The 22314-nt window shown below is 69.6% G+C and carries 22 protein-coding genes, 3 pseudogenes and 1 riboswitch; of the genes and pseudogenes, 13 read left to right on the top strand and 12 right to left on the bottom strand.

What is annotated here, in order from left to right; genetic code table 11:
* Positions 1-328 precede the first annotated feature (328 nt).
* Positions 329-1831: a transglycosylase domain-containing protein gene (locus tag GXW83_RS17630; protein ID WP_182444009.1), complete on the bottom strand. Its 1503-nt coding sequence runs from the start codon at positions 1829-1831 to the stop codon at positions 329-331.
* Complete coding sequence (locus GXW83_RS34145) at positions 1828-2067, bottom strand: hypothetical protein (RefSeq protein WP_225447062.1); 240 nt, start codon at positions 2065-2067, stop codon at positions 1828-1830. The genes GXW83_RS17630 and GXW83_RS34145 overlap by 4 nt, the downstream gene beginning before the upstream one ends.
* On the opposite strand from GXW83_RS34145, the gene GXW83_RS17625 reads away from it, so the two are divergent.
* From GXW83_RS17625 to GXW83_RS17605, 5 genes are read left to right on the top strand one after another with little or no spacing between them, the layout of a single operon-like run.
* Positions 2060-2683 (top strand): hypothetical protein, encoded by a 624-nt coding sequence (locus GXW83_RS17625; protein ID WP_225447061.1) that lies wholly within the window; start codon positions 2060-2062, stop codon positions 2681-2683. The two genes, GXW83_RS34145 and GXW83_RS17625, sit on opposite strands and share 8 nt — an antisense overlap.
* Positions 2684-2689: 6 nt before the next feature.
* On the top strand, positions 2690-3439 hold the full coding sequence (locus GXW83_RS17620) for a class F sortase (RefSeq protein ID WP_182444007.1): 750 nt from the start codon (positions 2690-2692) through the stop codon (positions 3437-3439).
* A 24-nt stretch (positions 3440-3463) separates the two neighbouring features.
* Entirely contained in the window at positions 3464-4150 is a 687-nt protein-coding gene (locus tag GXW83_RS17615; RefSeq protein ID WP_182447746.1) for a hypothetical protein, read from the top strand.
* Between the two features lie 37 nt (positions 4151-4187).
* Complete coding sequence (locus GXW83_RS17610; RefSeq protein WP_225447060.1) at positions 4188-4604, top strand: cupredoxin domain-containing protein; 417 nt, start codon at positions 4188-4190, stop codon at positions 4602-4604.
* A gap of 10 nt (positions 4605-4614) precedes the next feature.
* Positions 4615-5037, top strand: a complete 423-nt coding sequence (locus GXW83_RS17605; RefSeq protein ID WP_182444006.1) for a hypothetical protein — start codon at positions 4615-4617, stop codon at positions 5035-5037.
* Between the two features lie 625 nt (positions 5038-5662).
* Here the strand turns inward: GXW83_RS17605 and GXW83_RS17600 are convergent.
* The 4 genes and pseudogenes from GXW83_RS17600 to GXW83_RS17590 form a co-directional block, all read right to left on the bottom strand.
* The gene (locus tag GXW83_RS17600; protein WP_182444005.1) at positions 5663-6490 is read right to left on the bottom strand and encodes an alpha/beta fold hydrolase; all 828 of its coding nucleotides are present in this window, start codon (positions 6488-6490) and stop codon (positions 5663-5665) included.
* A 593-nt stretch (positions 6491-7083) separates the two neighbouring features.
* Positions 7084-7667, bottom strand: a pseudogene (locus GXW83_RS35350) (IS5 family transposase); the annotation flags it as partial.
* Between the two features lie 146 nt (positions 7668-7813).
* Positions 7814-8647 (bottom strand): bifunctional 5,10-methylenetetrahydrofolate dehydrogenase/5,10-methenyltetrahydrofolate cyclohydrolase, encoded by an 834-nt coding sequence (locus GXW83_RS17595; RefSeq protein ID WP_225447501.1) that lies wholly within the window; start codon positions 8645-8647, stop codon positions 7814-7816.
* Between the two features lie 48 nt (positions 8648-8695).
* A riboswitch (ZMP/ZTP riboswitch) is annotated at positions 8696-8781 on the bottom strand.
* Between the two features lie 54 nt (positions 8782-8835).
* A complete protein-coding gene (locus GXW83_RS17590; protein WP_182444003.1) occupies positions 8836-9957 on the bottom strand; it encodes an NAD(P)/FAD-dependent oxidoreductase in 1122 nt (373 codons plus the stop codon).
* A gap of 95 nt (positions 9958-10052) precedes the next feature.
* On the opposite strand from GXW83_RS17590, the gene GXW83_RS17585 reads away from it, so the two are divergent.
* Positions 10053-10778, top strand: coding sequence for a TetR/AcrR family transcriptional regulator (locus GXW83_RS17585; RefSeq protein ID WP_182444002.1), 726 nt, complete (start codon positions 10053-10055; stop codon positions 10776-10778).
* Positions 10779-10865: 87 nt separating this feature from the next.
* On the opposite strand, the pseudogene GXW83_RS17580 reads toward GXW83_RS17585, so the two are convergent.
* Both GXW83_RS17580 and GXW83_RS17575 read right to left on the bottom strand, forming a co-directional pair.
* A pseudogene (locus GXW83_RS17580) lies at positions 10866-11003 on the bottom strand (oxidoreductase); the annotation flags it as partial.
* Between the two features lie 198 nt (positions 11004-11201).
* A complete protein-coding gene (locus GXW83_RS17575; RefSeq protein WP_182444001.1) occupies positions 11202-11714 on the bottom strand; it encodes a hypothetical protein in 513 nt (170 codons plus the stop codon).
* A 325-nt stretch (positions 11715-12039) separates the two neighbouring features.
* Here GXW83_RS17575 and GXW83_RS17570 point away from each other — a divergent pair, with 325 nt between their 5' ends.
* The 3 genes from GXW83_RS17570 to GXW83_RS17560 all read left to right on the top strand — a co-directional run bounded on the left by GXW83_RS17570 (position 12040) and on the right by GXW83_RS17560 (position 13312).
* Positions 12040-12525 carry a hypothetical protein gene (locus GXW83_RS17570; protein WP_182444000.1) on the top strand — a complete coding sequence of 162 codons (486 nt, stop codon included), beginning with the start codon at positions 12040-12042 and terminating at the stop codon, positions 12523-12525.
* Positions 12526-12663: 138 nt separating this feature from the next.
* Positions 12664-12879 (top strand): hypothetical protein, encoded by a 216-nt coding sequence (locus GXW83_RS17565; protein WP_182443999.1) that lies wholly within the window; start codon positions 12664-12666, stop codon positions 12877-12879.
* A gap of 85 nt (positions 12880-12964) precedes the next feature.
* Positions 12965-13312 (top strand): hypothetical protein, encoded by a 348-nt coding sequence (locus GXW83_RS17560; protein WP_182443998.1) that lies wholly within the window; start codon positions 12965-12967, stop codon positions 13310-13312.
* Positions 13313-13459: 147 nt separating this feature from the next.
* Here the strand turns inward: GXW83_RS17560 and GXW83_RS17555 are convergent, their stop codons facing one another.
* The 3 genes and pseudogenes from GXW83_RS17555 to GXW83_RS34140 form a co-directional block, all read right to left on the bottom strand.
* Positions 13460-14578 (bottom strand): nitric oxide synthase oxygenase, encoded by a 1119-nt coding sequence (locus GXW83_RS17555; protein WP_182443997.1) that lies wholly within the window; start codon positions 14576-14578, stop codon positions 13460-13462.
* Between the two features lie 118 nt (positions 14579-14696).
* Positions 14697-15824 carry a globin domain-containing protein gene (locus tag GXW83_RS17550; protein WP_370466724.1) on the bottom strand — a complete coding sequence of 376 codons (1128 nt, stop codon included), beginning with the start codon at positions 15822-15824 and terminating at the stop codon, positions 14697-14699.
* A gap of 754 nt (positions 15825-16578) precedes the next feature.
* Positions 16579-16870, bottom strand: a pseudogene (locus tag GXW83_RS34140) (transposase); the annotation flags it as partial.
* 78 nt (positions 16871-16948) lie between these two features.
* On the opposite strand from GXW83_RS34140, the gene GXW83_RS17540 reads away from it, so the two are divergent.
* The 4 genes from GXW83_RS17540 to GXW83_RS17525 all read left to right on the top strand — a co-directional run bounded on the left by GXW83_RS17540 (position 16949) and on the right by GXW83_RS17525 (position 21106).
* Complete coding sequence (locus GXW83_RS17540) at positions 16949-17413, top strand: helix-turn-helix domain-containing protein (RefSeq protein ID WP_182443995.1); 465 nt, start codon at positions 16949-16951, stop codon at positions 17411-17413.
* A 777-nt stretch (positions 17414-18190) separates the two neighbouring features.
* Positions 18191-19186 (top strand): zinc-binding alcohol dehydrogenase family protein, encoded by a 996-nt coding sequence (locus GXW83_RS17535; protein ID WP_182443994.1) that lies wholly within the window; start codon positions 18191-18193, stop codon positions 19184-19186.
* 20 nt (positions 19187-19206) lie between these two features.
* Positions 19207-20106 (top strand): alpha/beta hydrolase, encoded by a 900-nt coding sequence (locus GXW83_RS17530; RefSeq protein ID WP_182443993.1) that lies wholly within the window; start codon positions 19207-19209, stop codon positions 20104-20106.
* A 151-nt stretch (positions 20107-20257) separates the two neighbouring features.
* Positions 20258-21106: an MBL fold metallo-hydrolase gene (locus GXW83_RS17525; protein ID WP_182443992.1), complete on the top strand. Its 849-nt coding sequence runs from the start codon at positions 20258-20260 to the stop codon at positions 21104-21106.
* Between the two features lie 632 nt (positions 21107-21738).
* Here GXW83_RS17525 and GXW83_RS17520 read toward each other — a convergent pair.
* Positions 21739-22176, bottom strand: coding sequence for a DUF3592 domain-containing protein (locus tag GXW83_RS17520; protein WP_182443991.1), 438 nt, complete (start codon positions 22174-22176; stop codon positions 21739-21741).
* Positions 22177-22314 lie beyond the last annotated feature (138 nt).

Raw genomic sequence — 22314 nt, 5'->3', positions numbered from 1 at the left:
GCGCACCCCGGTCGAACTCCCCGAGCACGCCCGCCTCCCCGCGACCTGCACCGCGCCGCCCCGGCCGGACCCGACCGAGAACCCGCCCCGGTGGATCCCGGACCTCGCCACCGCCCCCAGGGCCGACGCACGCCGCCACAGGAACGCGAGGTCGTACCCCTCGGACAGGACGAGCACCACTCCCTGCATCCCGCCCCCTCGGCCCCGCCCCGCCCCGCCCGGCCGCCCCCGGCCGCCCCCGGCCGCCCCAGGCCGCCCCAGGCCGCCCCAGGCCGCCCCAGGCCGGGACTGTACCGGATCCCGGCGCCCGGGCCCCGCGCACCGCCGTTCAGGCGGTGGTGCGCGGACGGCGGGCGGGACGGGCGGGACGCGGGGCGCGCGGGGCGCGGCCGGGCCCGGCGCGGTGGCGGGCGTAGCCGGTGGTGGAACCGCTGGCCGAGGGGGACGGAGAGGCCGAGGGATCGGCGGACTGCGCGGGGTCGGGATCGGTGAACGGGGTCTGGTCCAAGGGCTCCCGGGGCAGTCCGGCCATCGCCCCGGTCATGGCCTGCGCCCAGATCGGCCCGGCCATGGAGTAGCCGTAGGCGACGGGGAAGTACGTCGGACCCAGGGTGACGCCGTCCAGGGAGCCCAGCGGCGCGGTGGTGTCGCTGACCACGGTGGAGGCGGCGATCTGCCTGGTGTAGCCGGTGAACCACACCTGCAGGCTGTTGTTGGTCGTACCGGTCTTGCCCGCGTCCTGCCAGCCGATGTCGCCGATGCTCGAGGCGGTGCCGCCGTCCGCGACCACGCTCGCCAGCAGGGTGTTGACCGATTCGGCGGTGGTGGGCGACATCACCTGGCTGCACTGCGGCCTGGGAGTGCTCAGAACACGGCCGGCGCTGTCGGCGACCGAGGTGATCGCCATCGGCTGACAGTACAGGCCGTCCGCGGCGAAGGCGGCGTACACCCCGGCGATCTGCAGCGGGGTGTAGGAGTTGACACCCAGCGTCAGCGACTGCACCTGCTGCAGCGGATAGAGCCGGTCGGGATGGCCCGGATCCAGGGCGGCCTGGTAGCCCAGGCCCAGCTTCTGGGCCATGCGCACGACGTTGCACAGGCCCGCCTTGGCCTCCAACGGAACGAAATAGGTGTTGACCGACATCGCCATGGCCGTCTTCATGTTGAACTCGCCCTGCAGATCGGGACTGTCGTTCCGGTCCCCCGGGGTCTGCGGATGGACCGCGCCCGTGCAGTCCGTCATCTGCGGATAGTCCGCCTGGTAGGGCGCGTCCAGGGTGTACGACATCGGAATGCCCTGCTCCAGAGCGGCGGCCGCGGTCACCGCCTTGAACGTGGAACCGGTGGGAAACCCGCTGCCGCCGCCCATCAGCCGATCGGTGTTGTAGTTCAGGTCCGTCTGACCGCTCCCGTTGCCGTAAGGCCGGCTCTGGGCCATCGCCAGGATCCTGCCCGTACCCGGCTGGACCAGGGTGACAGCAGCGGCAGCACGGTCCCCGGGATAGGCATGCCCGCCCACCGAAACGTCGGCCGCCTGCTCGCTGCGGGGATCCAGCGTGGTACGGATCTGCAGACCACCACGGTTCCACAACGCCTGACGCGCGGCCACCGTCGGCCCGAACCGCGGATCCCGCAGGATCAGGTGCTCGACATAGTCGCAGAAAAACGCCTCACCCCGCCGGGCCGTGATACAACCCTCCCGCGGCGCACTGGCCCTCAACCCCAGGCCCGAAGCCTGGTAGGCGGCGGCCTGCGCCCGGGTGATGGTCCCGTAGCCCGCCATCGCCGCCAGCACCTGGTTGCGCCGGGGCACCGTCTCCCGAGAAGTCATCGCAAGCCGTGTACCACCACGCAGTTGGAGGAAAGCACGATGACGAACACGAAGAGGACGACCAGGGTCCTGGCTATGGCGGCCCCGGTCGCGCTTCTCGCGCTGCCGCTGGCGTTCACCGCCTCGCCTGCGAGCGCGCAGACGCCTGCCAGCACCGCCAGCACCGCCAGCACTACGTACATGGCGACGCTGAACCCGCTCAACCACGCCACCGGCTCAGGCATGTTGATGCTCACGCTGACCGGGAACAAGGCCGTGGTCACCGAGGACGTCAAGGGACTGGCCGCGACGTTCATGAACGCGCCGTTCCCGCACGTGCAGCACATCCACATCAACGGGCTGGGCATGTGCCCGACCACCTCGGCGGACAAGAACGGCGACGGCGTCATCAGCACCACCGAGGGCGGCCCGGCCTACGGGGGGATCGGCACCACGCTGAGCGTGTCCGGTGACACCAGCCCGGCTGCCGGTACCGACATCAAGATCGCACCGTCCGGCGCAAGCTTCCACTACGCGCGCACCATCACCCTGGACGCGGCGACCACGGCCTCGATCAAGGCCGGCAAGGCCGTCATCGTGGTCCACGGGATCGACCCGGCGACGCTGAGCGCCAAGGCCCAGGGCGAGCCCAGCGACCTCGTGCCCTCGCTGCCGCTGGCCGCGACGTCCCCGGCGCTGTGCGGGCCGCTGGCCGTCTCGCAGATGGCCGCGGTTCCCAGCGGCTCGGTGAACACCGGTGGCGGGGGGACCTCCGGCCTCCAGGACCCGTGGCTGTTCGCGGTCGGTGCGGGCCTGGCAGCAGCAGCCGGGGGCGTCCTGGTCCTGCGTCGACGGACCAGCGTCGAGAAGTAGACCGACATGTCTTGGTTGATACGACTGTTCGGTAGTGGCCGCCGGCGCCTGCTGGCGTCGGCGGCCGCCGTACTCCTGGTCGCATCCGGAGGGACGCTGGCCGTCGGGTTCTCCAGCCAGCACCACGCGCCCCAGCCTCCGGCCTCGGCCGGGCTGCCGGCCACTGGCCTCCCGGCGCCCGACCCGACCCCGGCACCTGCGGGCGCCCAGGGCGCGTCGAGCACGATCACCGGCCCATCCAACGTTCCGGCCGTGCCCGCGCCGCCCTCGTCGGCTGCCCGGACCGCGCCTGCGCTGACCCCCGTCTCGATCAGCATCCCGGCGATCGGTGTTTACCACACGCTGCTGAAACTCGGTCAGAACCCCGACGGCACGCTGGAGGTGCCGCCGCTGTCCAACGTCGCGTTCCCGGGCTGGTACCGGAACTCACCGGCCCCCGGCCAGATCGGCCCCTCGGTCATCGTCGGCCACATCGACGGCACCGGCGGAGTCCAGGGCGTCTTCTACGACCTCGGGGCGCTGCGCCCAGGAGACACCGTGAACATCAGCCGCAGCGACGGCACTGTGGCGGTGTTCCGAATTGACGGCGTCAACCGGTATCCCAAGGACGCCTTCCCGACCCTGACCGTCTACGGCAACACCACCAACGCCCAGCTGCGCCTGATCACCTGCAGCGGGCCGTTCGACCACGCCACCCAGCACTACCTGGACGACACCGTCGTCTACGCCACCCTCACCGGCACCCACCGGGCCTGAGCACACCTTCGTGAGGAGGGGACGATGACCACCCACAAGCGTGCCAACAGCGAAACCCGACCGCACGGCCCACGACGGAACAACCGTCTGCGAAGCATTGCTGCCGCTGCCGCGCTCACGGCCCTGACGGTGGCCGGCTGCGCCTCAACGAACGCCACGGGTTCCGCCGCGCCCGGCGCAGCGGCCTCCACCGGCGTGCCGACGGCGCCGGGTGCGGCGACGGCCCCTCGCATGTCGATGTCGCCGGGCATGCAGATGCCGGGTACGGCGACACAGGCCGCCGGACCGTCGGCATCGGCCGTGTTGGTCTGCGGATCCGAGATCAAGCAGGACGTCACCGCAATCCTCGCTCTGAGTTCCGCGCCGGCCACGACCACCACATGGACCGACCACGTCTACACCTGCACGTATCACCTCCCAGCCGGCCCCCTGGTGCTGTCAGTGAAGGAATCACCCGACGCCACGACGGCGACCGCCTACTTCCAAGCGCTCCGCAAGCAGCTGGGCACGACCAAGGCGCTGACCATGGCCCAGGCCCTGGGCAATCCCGGGTACGAGTCCGCAGGCGGCGCCACCGTTGTCCTCAAGGACGGCAAGACCCTGCAAGTCGACGCCACCGGCATGCCAGCCGCGTCCGGCCCCAACCAGCTCTCCCGGGCCGACCTGTCCTACGAAGTCGCTACCGACATCCTCGGGTGCTGGAGCGAATAGCCGCACAGCCGAGCCGCTCCGCAAAGAAGGACATGACATGCCCAGAAACCCGATCCGCATCGTGCTCCCGGCAGCGGTACTCCTGCTGGCCATCGCCGGCTGCTCCTCGACAGCCGCCCCATCCACCCCGGCTCCGATGACAGCCCCGAACAGCCAGAGCTCCCCCAGCAGCCCGGGCGCCCCGAGCTCTGCCCCCGCCGCGGCAGCGGCACAGATAGTCATCGACAACTTCGCCTTCAGCCCGATGAACCTGACAGTGCACCCCGGGCAGACCATCACCATCGTCAACCACGACTCCACCACGCACACCCTGACCAGTTCCGGCGGCAAGTTCGACACGGGACCTGTCACCCCCGGCAAATCGGCGACGTTCACCGCCCCGGCCATTGCCGGCACCTACCCGTACGTGTGCACCATCCACGCATCCATGCACGGCACACTGACAGTCCGGTAAGGAGCCCCTCATGGCCGCCGTGTCCCTTGTCCTGCGAGGTGTCGCAGCTGTTGGCCTCGCAGTCGACGCCTACATCCACCTCAAGCTGGCCCACCAGTACTCTTCGGTCACCTCCTCCACCGTCAGCGAGGGCACGCTGTTCCGCATCGAGGCCGCTGCCGCCACCATCGCGGCGCTGCTCGTGGTGTTCTGGCGGCACGTGGCTGGCGACGCCTTCGCCTGGCTGACCGCCGCCGCCGGCCTGGCAGCGATCCTGCTTTACCGTTACGCCGACCCCGGCACCCTCGGCCCGCTGCCGGACATGTACGAACCGACCTGGTTCGCCGACAAAGTCTGGGCCCTGATCGGCCAGGCGGCCGCGATCGCGGCGCTGACACCGCTGCTCGCCCGGCGACGCCGACCACGCAGCGGGAACCCGGCGTCGACCGGCTGACGGTGGGCCGGACACCGCCCGCCGAAAGCTGCGGATCCTGGCACCGGTGCCGGATGGATCGCGGGGTAGGCGACGGGCCGAGGCAGTCCCCGTCTCAACCGATGGAGGAGATGACCAGGGGTGCCGACGACAAGGCTTCGAGCGCCGCGGACAAGCTCAAGGGCAAGGCCAAGGAAGGCGCCGGCAAGGTGACCGGCAACGAGCGCCCGCCCACAGGACGGCCTCCTGCTTGTTCTGGGGCGCATCCCGCTGAGTGATCCGGCCCCCGTAGATCCCGCGAGGGTGCTGACGGCAGCGAGGCGTAGGCGAATGGACCGCCACCGGGCACCCGGGAATCGACGGCTGGGACCAGGGCAGCGGAAACCTCACAGCCGCAGCGGCCGGCCCACCACAACGCATTGTCTGCCCTCCTGGGATCGAAGGATGTACTCCTTGGTCCTGCAGTGTGCCGCGCCGGGTCAGCGGCGTGGCCGGGGGTTGGGGGTGTGGAGGATCTGGTCGGTGTCGAATTCGACGTCGACGATCTGCCGGGCCATGCCGTCATGGCGCCACCGCCCCGCCCGGACGGGCATTCGGGCGGGGCGGTGGCGTTGCTCTGCTGTGCCGCTCGCTGCGTCCGGGCGCGTCAGCTGTTGAGGAACTCGAGGAGGTCCTTGTTGAACTTCTCCTTGTCGCCGGGGACCAGGGCGATGCCGTGGGAGCCGCCCTGGTAGACCTTGAGGGTCGCGTTCGGGATGATCTTCGCGGATTTGCGCCCGGTGGCGTCGATCGGCACGACCTGGTCGTCGTCGCCGTGCACGATCAGCGTCGGGATGTCCAACTTCTTCAGGTCGTCGTGGAAGTCCGTCGCGGCGAACGCGTCCACGCAGTCCACGCCGCCCTCGATGGTCTGGGCCATGGCCATGTACCAGAAGGCGTCCTTGTTGCCCTGCGTGACCTTGTTGCCGGGGCGGTTGGCGCCGAAGAAGCCCTCGGCGGTGTCCTTCCAGAACTGCGAGCGCTCGGCGATGATGCCGTCCTTGATGCCGTCGAAGACCTTCTGCGGGACGCCCTCGGGGTTGTCCGGGCCCTGCAGCATCAGCGGCGTGACGGCGGAGAGCAGCACCGCCTGGCTGATCCGGTCGGTGCCGTGCCGACCGATGTAGCGGGCCAGTTCACCGCCTCCCATGGAGTGCGCGACCAGCGTGACATCGTGCAGGTCGAGCTGCGTGATGAGGTCGTTGAGGTCGTCGGCGAAGGTGTCGAAGTCGTAGCCGTCCCACACCGGGGTAGAACGCCCGTGGCCGCGGCGGTCATGCGCGATACCGCGGAAGCCCGCGTCGGCGACCGCTTTGAGCTGGTCCTCCCAGGCGTCGCCGTTCAGCGGCCAGCCATGGATGAAGACCACCGGACGACCCGACCCCCAGTCCTTGTAGAAGATCTCGACACCGTCGCGGGTGGTGATGACAGGCATGGCGGGGTTCCTTTCGCATCCGCGGCCGCCCGCACAGGGAGCAGCCCGCACCGGTACGGGACCACGGCACCCGTCGTGCGGGCCCCAGGGAAAGGGACCACCTGCGGTCCCGGCGGTCTGCTGGCTTCCCGTTCCCCATCCTGCACGCCCTGGTGCCGCCCGCACCCCGACGACGTCACCGTCTCGGCACTCTCGCTCTGAACAGCCCAAGTGTGCGCCGATCCTCATCCGTCGGACGAGATAGACCATCCGGGCGACCCGTTTCCACGAAAGCGGGTCACCGCGATGACGGGCCGGGGCACCGCTGCTATCGCGCAAGCCCCCTGCTTGCGGTGCCGGTCCGTGGACTTCGCGAGCCCGCCGTTCCCCTGCCGAGCGGGTCAGGCCCCGACGGTTCGGGCTGCGGTGATGCCGATGAGGACGGCACCCAACCCGGCGACACGGTGGAGACGGCACTCCCGATGGCCCGTACCGCCTGTCCGGTGCGGGCGGAGTGCACGGTCTCCCAGGAGAACGTCGAGTACATGGTGAGCGCCCCGCACAGTCCGCGACACCTTGCGGGGTCGGGCACCGGCTAGGGTCTTTCTTTTGGATCAGCGGGCTGACCAGATGTAGATGCCGGCGATGTGGAGTCCGGCCCGGTAGACGGTGGTGGTCTTTTCCTAGCGGGTGGCCGGTCCGCGCCAGTTCTTGAGGCGGTTGATGCAGCGTTCGACGGTGTTGCGGTTGGCGATCTGGTTGGAGGGTTGTGGGATCACTGCCCGGATGTGGCGTCTGCGCGGGTGGTCGCGGATCACCTGGGACGAGTACCCGGTCGGCCAGGACCGTGAAAGGCCGGGTGCGGGGGCGGCCGACCGCTCTGGGGACGCGCAGGGCGGCCATGACGTGCTCGAACGCGGGCGCGTCGCCGGCCTGGCCGGGTGTGAGGTGGAAGCACGGCGGGCGGCAGCGGCTGTCCGCGGCGAGGTGGACCTTCGGGGTCAGCCCGCCACGCGGGCGTCCGATCGCGTGGCGGACCCGTTCGCTGGCCGGGGCCCTTTGTGCGGGCCCTGGCGGCGTTCTGGTGCGCACGCACGATGGTGGAGTCCACCGCGACGACCCGCTTCAGGTCGCCCTCGGTATCGGCATGGGCGAGCAGCGCGGTGAAGACCCGCTCCCAGGTGCCGTCGATCGCCCAGTTTCGCACGAGCGATCCAAAAGAAATGGCCTAGATCCAAAAGAAATGGCCTAGTCGGAAGGCGCTACCGCTGAGGTGACCGGGGCGGCCTCTATCCCACCGCTGGCCGAGCAGGGCAGCGCCGAGCAGGACCAACAGCGCCTGGGTCAGGGCCGGACGAGCTGACGTTCCGCCGCGTCGACCGTCTGCGCGAGGAGGACGGCGATGGTCACCGGGCCGACACCACCGGGGACAGGGGTGATCAGACTCGCCCGGTGGCGCGCGGTCTCGAAGTCAACATCCCCGACGTTGCCCGGGTTGTACCCCGCGTCGATCACTACGGCACCGGGCTTTACGTCCGCCCCGTTGATGAAGCGCGGCCGGCCAACCGCGGCAACCAGGACGTCAGCCCCGCGCACGATCGAGGGCAGATCGACGGTGCGGGAATGGCAGTAGGTCACCGTGGCGTCCTGCCCGAGCAGAAGCATGCCGACCGGCTTGCCCAGGATAGGACTGCGTCCCACCACGACGGCGTGCCTGCCGGTGAGGTTGACGTCGTACTCGTCCAGCAGGCGCATGATCCCTCCGGGCGTGCAGGATACGAAGCCGGGCAGCCCGAACCCCATCGCCGCGAAGGAGTGCATGGTGACGCCGTCGACGTCTTTGTCCGGCGCGATCGCCTCGAACGCGGCGCGCTCATCGATGTGCGCCCCCACTGGGTGTTGCAGCAGGATGCCGTGCACGTCCGGATCCTCAGACAGTTCGGTGACGGCCTCCACCAGGCCGCTGCTGCTCACGGAGGCGGGCAGAGCCACATGCCTCGAGCGGATCCCGGCCTTCGCGCAACGGGCCTGCTTCATCCGCACGTACGTGACCGAGGCCGGGTCCTCTCCGACCAGCACGGTCGCCAGACAGGGGGAGACCCCCGTGCGCCGACGGATGTCCACGGCGGCTGCCGCGCTGTTCTCGATGATTCGACGGGCGAGATCCGTACCGTCCATCAGCCGCGCCTGCTGCGTCTCCACCACGTGCCACTCCTGAGCTCCACAACGAGGTGCCCAGGCGCACGGCATCGACGAGGCGTCAGGCCGCTCCCCGGTGGTACTCCACCTCAGCGCCAGTCACGACCCGAGCTCACAATACCTGCGAATATCAGCCGGTTGGCCCCGTCCACACATCCTGACAACTGCTACAGCTTCGCTTCGGGGGCGAAGGCGGGCAGCTTCTCGAGACTGCTGCGCACGGCCTCGGCGCCGTACTCGAACATCTGGCGCTCGTAGGCGTCGACCGCGCTGAGCAGATCCTGGCGGCCTTCATTGGTCTCGACCAGGCAGCGGCGCAGCAGGTCGGCATCGCGCAGCGCGGTGTTCGCACCGTTGCCGCCGGTCGGGGAGGTGGCGTGGATCGCGTCGCCGAGCAGTGTGGCCGGGCCGGACGCCCAGCGCTCACCGGGCTTGACCACCCGGATGGACAGCAGCGTGCTGTTGTCCGGGTCGGCCTGCTCGATCAGCGCGCGCAGCTCCGGGTGCCAACCTTCCATCCTGGACAGCACGGCGTCCTGCGCGGTCAGCTCCCCCAGCGAGCCGTTCGGCGGCAGGATCATGGCCCACCGCACGTAGTCGCCGATGTCGGGCAGCGTGACCTCGGGGGCCAGTTGCTCGGCGGCCTGCTTGGGCGGGGTACGGAAGCGCATGGCGCCGAGCAGCAGGCTGACGCCGTCGCCCGTGATCTTCGAGCCGTAGGCCTTGGACAGGCCGGCGAACTCGTCGGTCAGCGGGGTGCGGCCGATGACGAACCGGACGCCGGTGTCGGTCGGGGTGGTCTGCGGCGACAGCACCCCGCGGACCGCGGAGGTGACGCCGTCCGCGCCGACGAGTAGGTCGGCGGTGGCCGGGTCGCGGCGGGCGAACCGGGCTCGGACCTTGCCGTCGGCCAGCACGTCGTAGCCGGTCAGCGCGGCGTCGGTGTGCACGGTGAGGCCGGTCAGCAACAGGTGTCGCAGCACCTGCCGGTCGACCACGATGCCGGTCCGGCCCGCGCCGAGCCTGCCGATCGCGTTCAGCTGCGGGTCCAGGACCAGCTGCTCGGCGGAGGCGTCCATGATGATCTCGTCCAGCAGCGGGTGCCAGCGCGTCGGCAGGCAGTCGCGCACCGCCTGGAAACCGGTCGGGTTCAGCACGAGCCGGTAGCCCTGGAACCGCGCGACGATCCCCGGGTCGCGCTCGAACACGTCGGCCTCGATCCCGGCACCACGCAGACCCTGGGCGAGAGCCAGGCCTCCCAGACCGGCTCCGACAACGGAAACTCGCATCACACACCTCCGAGACACCGAAACGAACTTTGTTCGTCCTAACGATCTAAGTTCTACTCAACGAACTAAGATCGTGTCAAGCTATAGTGGCGAGCATGTCCGCTGATCCCCGCCAACGCCGTGCAGCCCGCCACGCCCAGCCCGCAGCGCAGGCCACAGCGTCGGCCCCCCGCAAGAAGCCGATCACCCTTGACCGGATCACCGACGCCGCCCTGGAAGTCGTCGCCACGGAGGGGTACGACGCGCTGACCATCCGCCGGGTCGCCGCCGTGCTCGGCACAGGTCCGTCGTCGCTGTACGCGCACATCGTCAGCAAGGACGAGATCGACGATCTGCTGATCGGCAGGCTCTACGCCGAGGTCGTGCTGCCCGAACCGGACCCGGCCTCCTGGCGCGAGCAGCTGCTCGGGGTGTACTCGCAGATCCGCGACCTGTACCTGAAATATCCTGGAGTCTCGCGCGCCGCGCTGGCCGTGGTGGCGGCCAACCTCGAAACGCTGCGGGTCGGCGAAGGAATCCTGGCGATCATGCTTGCGGGCGACGTCGAACCGAGGACGGCCGGATGGGCCCGCGACGCGATGTCCCTCTACGTCAGCGCCTACGCACTGGAGCAGTCACTGGTCCAGCAACGGCGCCAGCGCCAGGATCAGGAATGGGTGCTCAGCCACGAGGAGTTGCTGGACCGCTTCACCGCACTGCCTGCCGAGCAGTTCCCGCAGACTCGACGCCATGCCGCCGAGCTGATCTCCGGCACCGGACACGACCGCTTCGAGTTCGCCCTCGGCCTGCTCATGAACAATCTGCAGCCCGCATCCGGTTGACCTGCGGCGTGGGGTACGGCTGAGCGGCACGGCCATGATCCCGGCGTTGTTGATCAGGACGTCGATCGTGCCCGACCACTGGGCCGCGAACCGGCGGATCGAGGCGAGGTCGGACACGTCGAGCTCACGTACCTCGGCGCGTCGTCCCGGGAATGTCGCGGCGACCGCCCGCCCCTTGTCCACCGAGCGGACGGCGAGGACCACGAGCGCGCCTACCCTGGCCATTCACGTGCGGTGATCAGGCCCGCCTGCTCAGACAGAGCGGACCTGAGGGCGTGCATCGGGCGGCCGAGCGCTGCATGCCCGCCGACCTCCGGGAAGGCGCACGCCGTCTGGACCGTGCTGGGCGCCGGAGCACCCGGAAGGGGGCACCCGCCCCGCGCAGTCGTGCAGAGCGTGGCGGGCGCGCCGTGACCGTTTGCGTCAGGTGCCGCTGGCCCACAGGGCGGTGCCGGAGCAGGTGTGGTTGCCTCCGTTGGGCGCGTAGAGAACCATGTTGCCGTCGGTCTGGAAGCACACGTAGGCGCCGTAGTTCCGGTGGTCTGTCCAACCGGTGCCGGTCTGCCACTGGAGGTAGTCGGCGCTGTTGTAGATGAGGAGGTTGCCGTTGGTTGCCATCACGATGGTGTTGGGCGAGCCGGTATTGGTCCCGGAGGCCCAGACCGGCGTACCGCCGTTGTTGTAGATGACGAAGTTGCCGTCGTTCTGGCTGGCGAACATGTAGTCGCCCGCGCAGACGTAGCTCACGGAGGCCATGGACTGTCCCGGCAGCAGGTAGTGCACGGGGCTGTTGCTGTTGCTGCAGGGCGTCGAGGTGAACGCCGGGGCTGCCTCGGCGACCGCAGGGGTGAGAGCCACCGCCGCCACGGCGGTGAGGGCCCCGGCCGCGAGTGTGGCGGCGAGGCGAGTGCGCATGCGGTTGAGCGGTTTGATCACGGGTCAGGTCCTTGTCTCGGAGCGGGCGGCGAGGCCACCCACGGGCGGGAGATCCGCCCGTACCGTCGATGCTCCAGCGCCGCGGCCGTGCGGACATCGGGCACCGGCCCCCAGGTTCTCGCCAGCGGCCCGTATGAACAGCACGCCGGGCCAGGACCGCCGCCACCGCACCGCCCCACTCCCCCAATGCCGCACGTCTGCCGCAGCCCCTCGCCAGCGCCGCCCCCAGCCCCGGACCGACGATACCCAAGGAGACCGTGAAGGCTGACCTTCTGCTGCTGGCGTGTGATGCGGCGGGTCAGCTCGTCGTGGAAGTAGGCACGTCATGCACTCCTGGGATTCGCTGACGATCGCCGAACAGACGCTCATGCGTCGTGCCTTCTTGGGGTACTCCCTGGCCGGGTTGGTCCAGAACTACGGCGTTGCCCTGCGTTGGGCCGGTGCTGCGGAGGCTCCGCCCCTGCGCAGCTTCACCGGGGATGAGCAACGCGCCCTGGTCCCGCAACTCGCCGGCGTGGCCCTTGATCTCGCCGAACGCGGGTTGCTGACCGTCCACGAGCACGAGGAGCGCCTCTCCCAGGGCCTGTCCCGCCTGGTCACCCGCGCGCTCGCCGCCACCGGCCGCCGCCCCGCCGTGCCCACGGAGGACCTGACCCGCCTGCTCGTCGCCCTGTCCGAGGGTCTGACCGCGCTCCAACTGATCCAGAGCACCCGTGACCACGCCGTCCAAGGCCTCTGCCGACGCCTCACCCCGTACCTGATCCAGGCCCTCACCGAATCAGCCACCGAGAACGACAGCACCTCTGACTGACACGGAGGCCTTCCCGGACGATCATGCCGCCGCCGGCTTCTCTGCGCCGGCTGTCCGAACCTCACCGGCAGACGCGTGTAAGCCATCCTTCCGGGTGAGTTGAAGCTGATCTGCGGCATGCGCCGCTAGGCTCGGCTTATGAGCAAGCCGCAACGATTCCCTGGAGATGAGCCGCCTCTCCCCCACTCCCCTGCTCTCGCGGTGGCCTGGATCGGCGCTGTGGTCTCGCTCGCCGTGGGAACCCTCGTCGGTGCGGTTGCGGGCCGCTGGTGGATCGGCGCCGCAGCCGGCCTGGTCATTGCGATCATGGCCACGATGTGGTTCCTGCTCCACGGATGGCAACGCCAGAATTAGACGAACTACTCACCTTCCAACGCGCCGAGCGGGACAGCCAGCATGTTTCCCCAGCCTCGGGCCTCTTGCCGGATAGGACCGCGTCGTGATCGACCAGACCCCGCAGCACACCGATTCACCGGACCTCCCCTGCGCCCGGGCCGCCATCGCAGACTTCTTCGATGCCGAGGTCGACAGGAGAGAAGCCGACCTCGACAGGGCTCGGACGCAGGTGGCCGAGGCGCAGCGGCGGCGGCAGGAGGTCCGGGACGGCGACCGGCTCACCGACAGCGAAGTGATGGCGGTCCACCAGCGCGTACAGGACGCCGGCGCGGATATCGGCCGGGCACTGGAGGCGGGGGCGTGCGCATTCACCCCGGACGACATGGAGGCGGTCTTCGCCAAGGCAGCCACCGTCAAGCGGGGCCTGATTGCTGACGGTTACCAGTTCTGAAGAGGACGGCCGGCAGGGCCCCCGCGGCCAGATCTGTACCCCCAACGATCAGCCGATCACACGGGAGGCCCCCGACGGAGCGATCGCCTACTTCGGTCCCGGGGGTGCCTTTCCGACGTCCGTGCCGAAGTCTGCTGCCGGGAGCGGTCAGTGCGTGTCGGCTGCAGATGCGTGGTGGACGAACGCGGTGTGCGGATGGGGGTTGGGCGGGTCGTAGTAGCGGTGGAAGACCGGAGTAGCCGAGGCGGAGATCGGGGGAACGATCCAACTCCAGTCGGCGGCGACGGTGCGGCCGTGCTGTTCCTCGCGTTCGATGTGGGTCAGGAAGCGGGCTGATTCGGTGTGGTGGTCCGTGATGGTGACGCCCGCCTGCTGGTAGGAGTGGAGGACGGCCAGGTTGAGTTCGACCAAGGCGCGGTCCTTCCACAAGGTGCGGTCGCTGCTGGTGTCCAGGCCCAGGAGCTGGGCGACGGTCGGCAGGAGGTTGTAGCGCTGGGTGTCGGCGAGGTTGCGGGCCCCGATCTCGGTGCCCATGTACCACCCGTTGAAGGGTGCGGTGGGGTAGGTGACGCCGCCTACGCGCAGGGCCATGTCGCAGATGGCGGGGACGGCGTACCAGCGCAGCCCGAGGCTGGCGAAGGCCGGGTACTGGGGATGGGTCAGCGGAACCTGGAGGACAGCGTCGGACGGCAGCTCGTGGAAGCGGGGAGTATCGTCCCGGCCCGTTCGGGTCAGCAGGGGAAGGACGTCGAAGTCCTTGTCGCCCCTTGTCCAGCCGAGCCCCTGGGCCAGGTGGGTGCGTTGCCGGCTGCGAGGGTCGTCGGCATAGCGGACGAGCTGCTCGTTCAGGAGCCGTGCCGTGGGCCGACCCGGGCGATCGGGCGCGAAGACCGTGATCAGGGGCCGGACGCGGCCGCCGTTGGTGGCTGTGCGCAGGTGCTCCACGCACTGCTCGGCGATGTCATCGGCCGTGTGCAGATGGCGCAGGTCACGTACGGTCATGCTGTTCCAGTACAGGCGCCCGATACAGCGTTCCGCATTGCGCCAGGCCAGCCGCGCTCCGAAGGTCAGTTCCTCGGTGGTGTGCCGGTAGGTGCCGGTGGCCTCGATCGCGGACCGGACCTCGCGCAGGCGCCGGTCGGTGTCCGTGGCCCCACGGCTCTCCTGGGCGAACTGGGTGAGGAATTCCTTCGCGTCGGACCAGACGGAGTCGACAACTGCCGTGCGCGAGCGGGTGGGGACAGTGCGGGTTGAGGGGATTCTCATGGGCGGATCTCTCGGTGGGTGGTTGCGCACGGAGCCGGGCCAGCCGGCGCTGCGGGCGGCGACGCGCAGACTTGAGACGTGTTCGACTTGGCTGGACAGGTGGCAGTCACAACCGCGGCTACGGGGATGCTGCTGGGTGCGCCGGGACGTTGCCAGGGAGCAGGGGCGCATCCAACGCGGGGACGTCGAAGGGGTCATGGCGGATGAGGTGGGAGGGAACGCCGCTGCGCCGCAGTGCGTAGCAGCTGGCGGTGACCATGTCGACGGGACCGGAGACGTAGGCGTCGTGGTGGTGCCAGGGGCCGAACTCACGCAGCACCTGCGGCAGAGCGCCCTCGAGGCCGGGGATGTGCTGATGGGAGACGGCGGCGCGGACCGACAGCCAGTGGTGGCGCTGCGACATGCGCAGCATGTCGTCGAGTCCATAGAGCTCGGGGGCGGTGCGGGCGCCGACGAACACGGAGACGGAACGCTGGATGCCGCTGCGGGCGGCTTGCTCCACCAGGGCGCGGATGGGGGCGAGGCCGGTACCGCCGGCTAAGCAGACGACGTCGTTGGTTGAGGCGGGGTTCAGAATCATGTCCCCCTGGGCCGGGCCCAGCCGCAGGACGTCTCCCGGCTTGGCCTTGTACACCAGGGATGGACTGACCTGGCCGCCGTGGACGGCGCGAACGTTGAAGGTCAGGGTGGTGTCGGGGCGCGGCGCGTGGGCGATGGAGAAGTAGCGCCAGGCTTTCGGCTGCCAGGGAGTCTCGACGCTCGCGTACTGGCCTGCGATGTACGGGTAGGGCGTGTCCGGCCGCACGGTGATCTCGGCAATGCCGTGGCCGTGGTCGACATGGCGGACGATCTCCGCTAATCGCACCGCCGGTCCCAGCAGTGCGTCGTGGTCCGCCCCCTGACACATCAACTCGGCTACCGCGCCGTAGGCACGGCTCCAGGCGTCGGCCACCTGCTGGTTCCAGGCGGGGCCTGCGTAGCGTGCCAGCGAATCCAGCAGGCAGGCACCGACGGCAGGGTAGTGGGCCGCCAAGGCGCCGAACTTGCGGTGGTCGCGGCCCAGTCGGTTGCAGAACTGAACCAGGTTGGCCGGGTCGTCGACCAGGTCCACGATGCGCAGCAGGCCCCGGAGCAGTCGGTCGCGCTGCACGTCCAGGTTGTCCGGGAAGAGACTGCGGACCTCGGGGTACCGGGTGAACAAGATGGCGTAGAAGTACACCGTCAGCTCTTCGGCCAGCGGGGCCACCAAGGCCGTGCTTGCCCGCAGCAGGGCGATGTCCTGGTCCGTCAGCGGGGTTCCCGCGGTGTCGGCTGCCCCGGCTTCGGCCTCTTCGTCCCCATCGGGGGGCCCAGCCGCGGGCGAAGTCTGCGGGTCAGGCCCGGAATCCGGAGCGGAACCGGTAGCGGAGGCACGCGTCGAGGCACGAAACGGTCGGGCTGCGAGTCTCATCGCAGGCTCCAGGGCGAGCGGTTGGGGCCCAGTCCGCTCCAGCGTGGCATGGCCCGTGAAGCGGGCGTCGACGTCTGTGCGATGTCAGGGCACGCCTTCCCGACCACGACCGGCGCTGATGCTCGGTGCCACTTGGGTGGCGTGTGTTCCTTCGTCTTCCCGCCGCCCGTAGGCGGACAACGAAAGTCGCGCTTACCCGCTCGATGCAGGCTCAAGAGTCAGTCCAAGTAAAGTAGTAGGGGTTGCATTCGGCAGTGGCAAGACGCGCAGACCCGCGTCAGCCGGAACCCGCGAAGGCGTCGCAGGCCCTGATGATCGGAAGCTTTCCAAGCCGCAATGATGGCGTGGTCATGTCACCCATCTTGCTGCATCGCTGCCCACCCGCCAACCCTGCACCTCCTGATCTGGAAACCGCTGCTCAGTTCCGGTGGACGTCCGGCGGCGTTCAGCGGCTCGCCCGGCGTTGAGCAGACCGCTCCTGTCCATCAGGGCGCTCAGGCTGCAACACCACCCGTGCGGACTCGACACCGGACTAGGCCGTTCTTTTGGATCATCGTGCGGACCATAGGAAGATGCCCGCGAGGTGGAGTCCGGCCAGATAGACGGTGGCTGTCTTCTCGTAGCGGGTCGCAAGGCCGCACCGTTGCTTGAGTCGGTTGATGCATCGCTCAGCGGTGTTGCGTTTGCTTGCATGCCTCGCGGTCGAAGGCGGGTGGGCGACCTCCGTCGCGGCCGCGGCGCGTGCGGTGGGCCACCTGGTCGACGGGGCTGGGGATCACAGCGCGGATACCGCGTCGCCGCAGGTGTGCCCGGATCGCGCGGGAGGAGTACGCCTTGCACGCACGACCGTGGAGTCGACCGCGACGATCCACCCCCGGATGCTGACTGGGGTTTTCGGAGCCAAGTGGTACCATGACTCCATGGCCAAGCGGAACGCACTCGAAGCGGGGGGAGCGTGCTCGATCGCCCGCAGTCTGGGTGTGCTCGGTCAGCGCTGGACGCTCCTGGTTGTGCGTGAGGCGCTCAACGGCCGCACGAGGTTCAGCGAGTTCCAAGGACACTTGGGTGTTTCCACCGACGTCCTCACGCAGCGCCTTGAGGATCTGGTGAAGGTGGGCGTGCTGGAGAGGCGGGCCTACCGGGACAGCGGTTCCCGCGAGCGAATGTCCTACCACCTCACGCAGGCTGGCCGGGAACTCGCGCCGGTGCTCGCCGCGCTGATGACCTGGGGCGACAAGCACCTCGCCGACTCCGCCGGGCCTCCGGCGCTGCTTCGGCACAAGCTTACGAACCAGCCCGTACAGGTGGCGTTCGTCGATGACGACGGCCGTCCCGTCGCGCTTGAGGACGTCGTGACCGTCCCGGGACCCGGCGCATCCACCTAGTTGGGGGCGCAGCCGAAGGTCGGCCGGGGCCGGTGGGCGGATGGTCCTCGGTGGCCCTCGACGTTCGGGGCCGGAATGCGGTGAGCCGGCTGTGAATGCGCCGGCCGGTGTGGCGGGAACGTGTGTGCCGGGAACGTGTGTGCCGCGGATTCCGTGCCTCTCCGAGAGTCCCCGTGGTCCCGCACCGGATCGTGGTGCCTGGATCGTGGATCTGCCCCGCCATGGAGCGGTGGCGCGGGCCCATGGGCGGCCTCTCGCGGCTGGTGCCGGTCATCGCGGCCCGTACCGGGTACTGGCTGCCGAGCTTCGTCGTGCCGCTGGTGCCGTCCGGACGGTTGGGCACCGTCCGTGTGAGCGAGGCCCCCAGAGGTTGCCCGGCGCCACCGCAGTGAGGACGCCGTTGCCCGGGTGACGGTCGTGTCCGTGCCGGGCGGGTCCAGTCGTGGACCACCTGGCGCCGGCACGGCCGCGCCTGCGCGGTGCACGACCGGACCCGCCCGCCCGTCCAGCCCGTTCCCTTCGTACGCCGTCGGCCGTCCGCCGTGACCACGTCCGGGGCCGCCAGTCCGCGCGGACCGTGCACATCCCGGCCTCCTCTGATGACCGCGGTCACGGGGCCACTGTCCGAGCTCTCCCGCCCGAACGGGCTCAAACCGCAGTTCAGAGTGGGTCCCGATGCCGTGACGCCCGGTGTGCGTGCCGCCCTCCCCCCATGACTTGACTTTCCGAAGTCAGCTACTAGTCTGACTTGGAAATACCAAGCCAAATGGAGAACCCGTGAAAGCCATCCAGATCTCCGACTTCGGCGGCTACGACACGCTCAGGCTGGTCGACCTCCCCGCCCCTGCCCCGGCGGCGGGCAAGATCCTCGTCCGCATGCGGCTGGCGGGTGTCAACCCGCTCGACGACACCGTGCGCTCCGGCGCGCTGCCCTCCGCCAGGCAACTGCCGCTGGTCCCCGGGACCGGGGGCGTCGGCGAGATCGTCGACAACGGGGGCGTCGAAGGACTGGAGGTGGGCACGAACGTGGTCGTGGCCGGTCGCGGTTACGGCATGTTCCGTGACGGCACCTGGCAGGAGTACCTCCTCGCGGAGGTGCAGGACCTCATCCCCCTCCCCGGAGGTCTCGACCTGCAGGACGTCGCCGCCTTCACCACGGGCGTCGGCTACCTGACGGGCTACCTGGCCCTGACGGAACTCGCCTCATTCAAGCCCGGGCAGACGGTCCTGGCCCCGGGTATCGGCGGTGCGGTCGGACTGGGGACCGTCGAGGTCGCCAACCGGCTCGGAGCCTCGCTGGCGATCTCGACCGCCAGCCGCACGGACAAGGCCGAGCGCGCGCGTGCCGAAGGACATGAGGTCATCGACTTGTCGCAGGAGTCACTGCGGGACGGCGTGGCGCGCCTGACCGGTGGCCGCGGAGTGGACGTCGTCGTCGACGGCGTCGGCGGGTGGTTCACGGGGGAAGCCCTCGCCAGTCTCGCGTCCGAGGGCACCCTGGTCTCCGTCGGCTACTCCGGCGGCAAGCAGGCTTCGATCAACGTCACCGACGTCATCTGGCGCTCGGCCCGGATCCAGGGCTTCATGTTCACCCTCTTCTCCGCGCAGACGCTGACGGAAGCCAACGCCACGCTCTTCCAGTACCTGGCCGAAGGAGCCTTCCACCCCACCATCGCGCGCAGCTTCCCACTGCAGGACGCGGGAGAGGCGACCCGGCATCTGATCGAGGACCGGCCCTACGGTCGCGTCGTCCTCGAAGTCCCCGGCGCCTGACAGCGGATCGGCAGACCGTCATGACGATCAACCCCGAAGTGATCCACGTCCCCGCCGACGACGGCATCGACCTCCACACCTGGTTGTACCGGCCCCCGCAGGCCACCGGCCCCGTGCCGGTGATCAGCATGGCGCACGGGTTCGGCGGCATGAAGTACCACGGGCTCGACGGATACGCCCAGCGCTTCGCCGCGGCCGGCTTCGCCGTGGTGATCCACGACCACCGCGGGTTCGGCCTGAGCGGCGGACAGCCGCGGCGCGACGTCGACCCCTGGCGTCAGTTGCACGACTGGCGCCGGGTGATCTCCTTCCTCACCACGCTGCAGGGCATCGACCCCGACCGGATCGGCCTGTGGGGCACCAGCTACGCCGGGGGCCACTCCATCGTCCTCGGCGCCAGCGACCGCCGGATCAAGGCAGTGGTCTCCCAGATCCCCACCATCAGCGGCTACGAGCAGGCGCTGCGACGCGTACCCGTCGAGCGGCGCCCGGCACTGGCCGCGATCCTGGCCGACGACGACCGCGCACAACTGCACACCGAACCCGCCACCCAGCTCATCAACAGCCTCGACCCCACGGCCGTCGCCGTGTACCACTCCGAGGAGATCGAGGAGTTCGACAAGCGGTTCCCCACGCCCGACGGGATCGAGGACGGCCAGCGCGTCACGCTGCGCTCCACCCTGAAGGCCCAGATGTACGAGCCGGGGCTCTGGATTCCGCGGGTGGCACCCACCCCGCTGCTCATGATCGTCGCAACGCGGGACGTCATCACCCCGCACGACCTCGCCGAGAACGCCTTCGAGACCGCGGGCCAGCCGAATGAACTGGTCACATACGACGGAGGCCACTTCGATGCGTACACGAAGAACTTCGACGAGACCAGCGGCGCGGCCCTCGACTGGTTTCGTGAACACGTCTAGAAGCACCTCGGTGGCTGTCACCCGCCGCCCTCCCGGCTGAAGGCCCGTGGGCACCTCGGGCCCTGCCCAGCACGGACCGTCGCAAGAGCGGTGACAGTCCTTCGAACAGTCACACCACCACAACTCAGCACAACACCAAGGAGGTTCTGCCATGGCAGACCCGACCGCCCTGTCCTACGACGTCCTCGTCCTGGACGGAGTCATCCGCGAGACCGAACAGCGCATGCCCAACGGCGACCCGCTCGTCTCGTCGCCGGTAGCCGTGACCCTGATCCACGGCGAGCACGACGCCGTCCTCGTCGACCCGCCGTTCACCTATGACCAGATCCGGGAAGTGGGCGACTGGGTCGAGCGGTCCGGCAGGCGCCTGGCCTACATCTACGCGACCCACGGCCACGGCGACCACTGGTTCGGCACCGGCGAACTGCTCAAGCGATTCCCCGACGCCAAGGCCTACGCCACACCCGGCACCATCAACGTCATGCACTACGCCGCCAAGACCCGTGAGCAGCTGTGGGAGTCCTTCTTCCCGGGGCAGATCCCCGACACCCCGGTGCTCGCGGAGCCGGTACCGGCCGAGGGACTCCAGCTGGAGGGCAACCTCATCCAACCCGTCGAGGTGGGCCACACCGACACGGACGAGACCACCGTCCTGCACGTGCCGTCCATCGGACTCGTGGTGGCCGGCGACGCCGCCTACAACGGCGTGCACCAGATGCTCCTCGAAAGCGCGAACGGCGGTCTCGAGGCATGGCTCAAGGCACTCGATGCCATCGAGGCCCTGGAACCGAAGGCGGTCGTGGCGAGCCACAAGAACCGGGATCTGCCCGATGATCCGGCCGTCGTGGGCCGGACGCGCCAGTACCTGCTGGATGCCGCCCGACTGCTCACGTCGAGCGCGAACGCCGGCGAGTACTACGAGGAGATGGTGCGCCTGTACCCCGACCACCTCAACCGGGGTCCGCTCTGGTACTCGGCCACCGCCCTCATGGGCCAGTAGCCGCAGTGGCCGAAGTGCGGCCGGAGAGGGCATCGTGGCCACACCACGCCCGCTTTTCGGGCGCGGGCGGTGCCCCGCCGGTCCGCTTCCGCCGGGGCACCGAACACCCGCCCAGGAGTGCGCGACAGCGCTTGCCCCGTGATCACGCGTTCAATCCACGGCGTCGGGCGGCCCCCGCCACCGGTTCATGAGGACGGGGGCCGTCACAGCCGGGCGAAGAGGCGTGAAGCCACCGGCGGACGAACCGGAGCAGATCATGCCCCGGCCGTCGCACCCATCATGACCCCGGGCCGGGGCCCGGCCGTGCCGACGACACCATCCGATCGGGTGACGTGCGCCCCGCCCACCCTTGGGCAGGCGTTCAGTGATGGCCCCGCACTGTCCCCCACGGCGGGGCCGTCACCATGTTCGATTGGCAGCCGTGGACAACCGCCTCGCGTCGTCTCTCTCGATCGGAAAGCCGGTCGGCGACCTGTCCACCGCCGACCGGCGGGACTACCGGATCGCTGCCCCCTGCAGGAGTAGCCAGCGGTAGCGGCATTGCTCCCCGGCCTCACCAGGGATGAGGTTGGTCGGCATCACGTCGCGGTTTGTGGGGCTGGCGCTTGTCGGAAGCCAGATGTGGCTCCTCGTCAGAGCAGTCCCAGCACCATGAGGAAGATGCCGGCCAGCCCGAGGCAGGCCAGGAACAGTAGGGTCAGCACCGTGCGCACGGTGCCGCGACCGGCTTCGACGAGGAGCGCTCGCTCCGGGCTCGACGGGAGGTAGCGCAGGTGCACCCGCGAGTCCAGGGCCCGTCGCCGATCGGCGTCGGTGTCGAGCCGGTACTCGCGTCCGTCGACAGCGCGGAAGCCCACGATCGCGTGCTGCAGGCCTGCCCGGCCCTGGTCTCCCGGCAGCACGTAGGTGTCCAGCACCCTGCCCTCGGCGGGCAGCCCCTCGTCGAACGTCTCCCTGATGAGCAGCCACCGACTCCAGGTCCGCACCGCGAGCGCGACGGAGGCCGACACAGCGACGAGCCCGGCAGAACCCAGGAGCAGCCGATGGCTGCCCTCACGCAAGAATTCCATGGCGTCCTTCCCTGTCGACCTACCGCTGGGCCGCCGCCCCAGATGCTGCCGGACGAAATCTACCGGCTCCTGCAGCCATAGCACGGGCAGCGCTGGCGACTGCGGCTGTCCGCCGTCCGGCCGGGCCAAGCGGCCCGA

Source organism: Streptacidiphilus sp. PB12-B1b (assembly GCF_014084125.1).
Lineage (GTDB): Bacteria > Actinomycetota > Actinomycetes > Streptomycetales > Streptomycetaceae > Streptacidiphilus.
Note: the sequence above shows the minus strand (reverse complement) of the source record. Positions and strands in the feature narration are given on the sequence as shown.

Excerpts from the sequence above, each read along its gene's own strand:
- GXW83_RS17630 (WP_182444009.1), bottom strand. The coding sequence starts at position 1,831 with ATGACTTCTCGGGAGACGGTGCCCCGGCGCAACCAGGTGCTGGCGGCG.
- GXW83_RS17625 (WP_225447061.1), top strand. The coding sequence starts at position 2,060 with ATGCTCACGCTGACCGGGAACAAGGCCGTGGTCACCGAGGACGTCAAG.
- GXW83_RS17620 (WP_182444007.1), top strand. The coding sequence starts at position 2,690 with ATGTCTTGGTTGATACGACTGTTCGGTAGTGGCCGCCGGCGCCTGCTG.
- GXW83_RS17615 (WP_182447746.1), top strand. The coding sequence starts at position 3,464 with ATGACCACCCACAAGCGTGCCAACAGCGAAACCCGACCGCACGGCCCA.
- GXW83_RS17610 (WP_225447060.1), top strand. The coding sequence starts at position 4,188 with ATGCCCAGAAACCCGATCCGCATCGTGCTCCCGGCAGCGGTACTCCTG.
- GXW83_RS17605 (WP_182444006.1), top strand. The coding sequence starts at position 4,615 with ATGGCCGCCGTGTCCCTTGTCCTGCGAGGTGTCGCAGCTGTTGGCCTC.
- GXW83_RS17600 (WP_182444005.1), bottom strand. The coding sequence starts at position 6,490 with ATGCCTGTCATCACCACCCGCGACGGTGTCGAGATCTTCTACAAGGAC.
- GXW83_RS17595 (WP_225447501.1), bottom strand. The coding sequence starts at position 8,647 with ATGGACGGTACGGATCTCGCCCGTCGAATCATCGAGAACAGCGCGGCA.
- GXW83_RS17590 (WP_182444003.1), bottom strand. The coding sequence starts at position 9,957 with ATGCGAGTTTCCGTTGTCGGAGCCGGTCTGGGAGGCCTGGCTCTCGCC.
- GXW83_RS17585 (WP_182444002.1), top strand. The coding sequence starts at position 10,053 with ATGTCCGCTGATCCCCGCCAACGCCGTGCAGCCCGCCACGCCCAGCCC.
- GXW83_RS17570 (WP_182444000.1), top strand. The coding sequence starts at position 12,040 with ATGCACTCCTGGGATTCGCTGACGATCGCCGAACAGACGCTCATGCGT.
- GXW83_RS17565 (WP_182443999.1), top strand. The coding sequence starts at position 12,664 with ATGAGCAAGCCGCAACGATTCCCTGGAGATGAGCCGCCTCTCCCCCAC.
- GXW83_RS17555 (WP_182443997.1), bottom strand. The coding sequence starts at position 14,578 with ATGAGAATCCCCTCAACCCGCACTGTCCCCACCCGCTCGCGCACGGCA.
- GXW83_RS17540 (WP_182443995.1), top strand. The coding sequence starts at position 16,949 with ATGGCCAAGCGGAACGCACTCGAAGCGGGGGGAGCGTGCTCGATCGCC.
- GXW83_RS17530 (WP_182443993.1), top strand. The coding sequence starts at position 19,207 with ATGACGATCAACCCCGAAGTGATCCACGTCCCCGCCGACGACGGCATC.
- GXW83_RS17525 (WP_182443992.1), top strand. The coding sequence starts at position 20,258 with ATGGCAGACCCGACCGCCCTGTCCTACGACGTCCTCGTCCTGGACGGA.
- GXW83_RS17520 (WP_182443991.1), bottom strand. The coding sequence starts at position 22,176 with ATGGAATTCTTGCGTGAGGGCAGCCATCGGCTGCTCCTGGGTTCTGCC.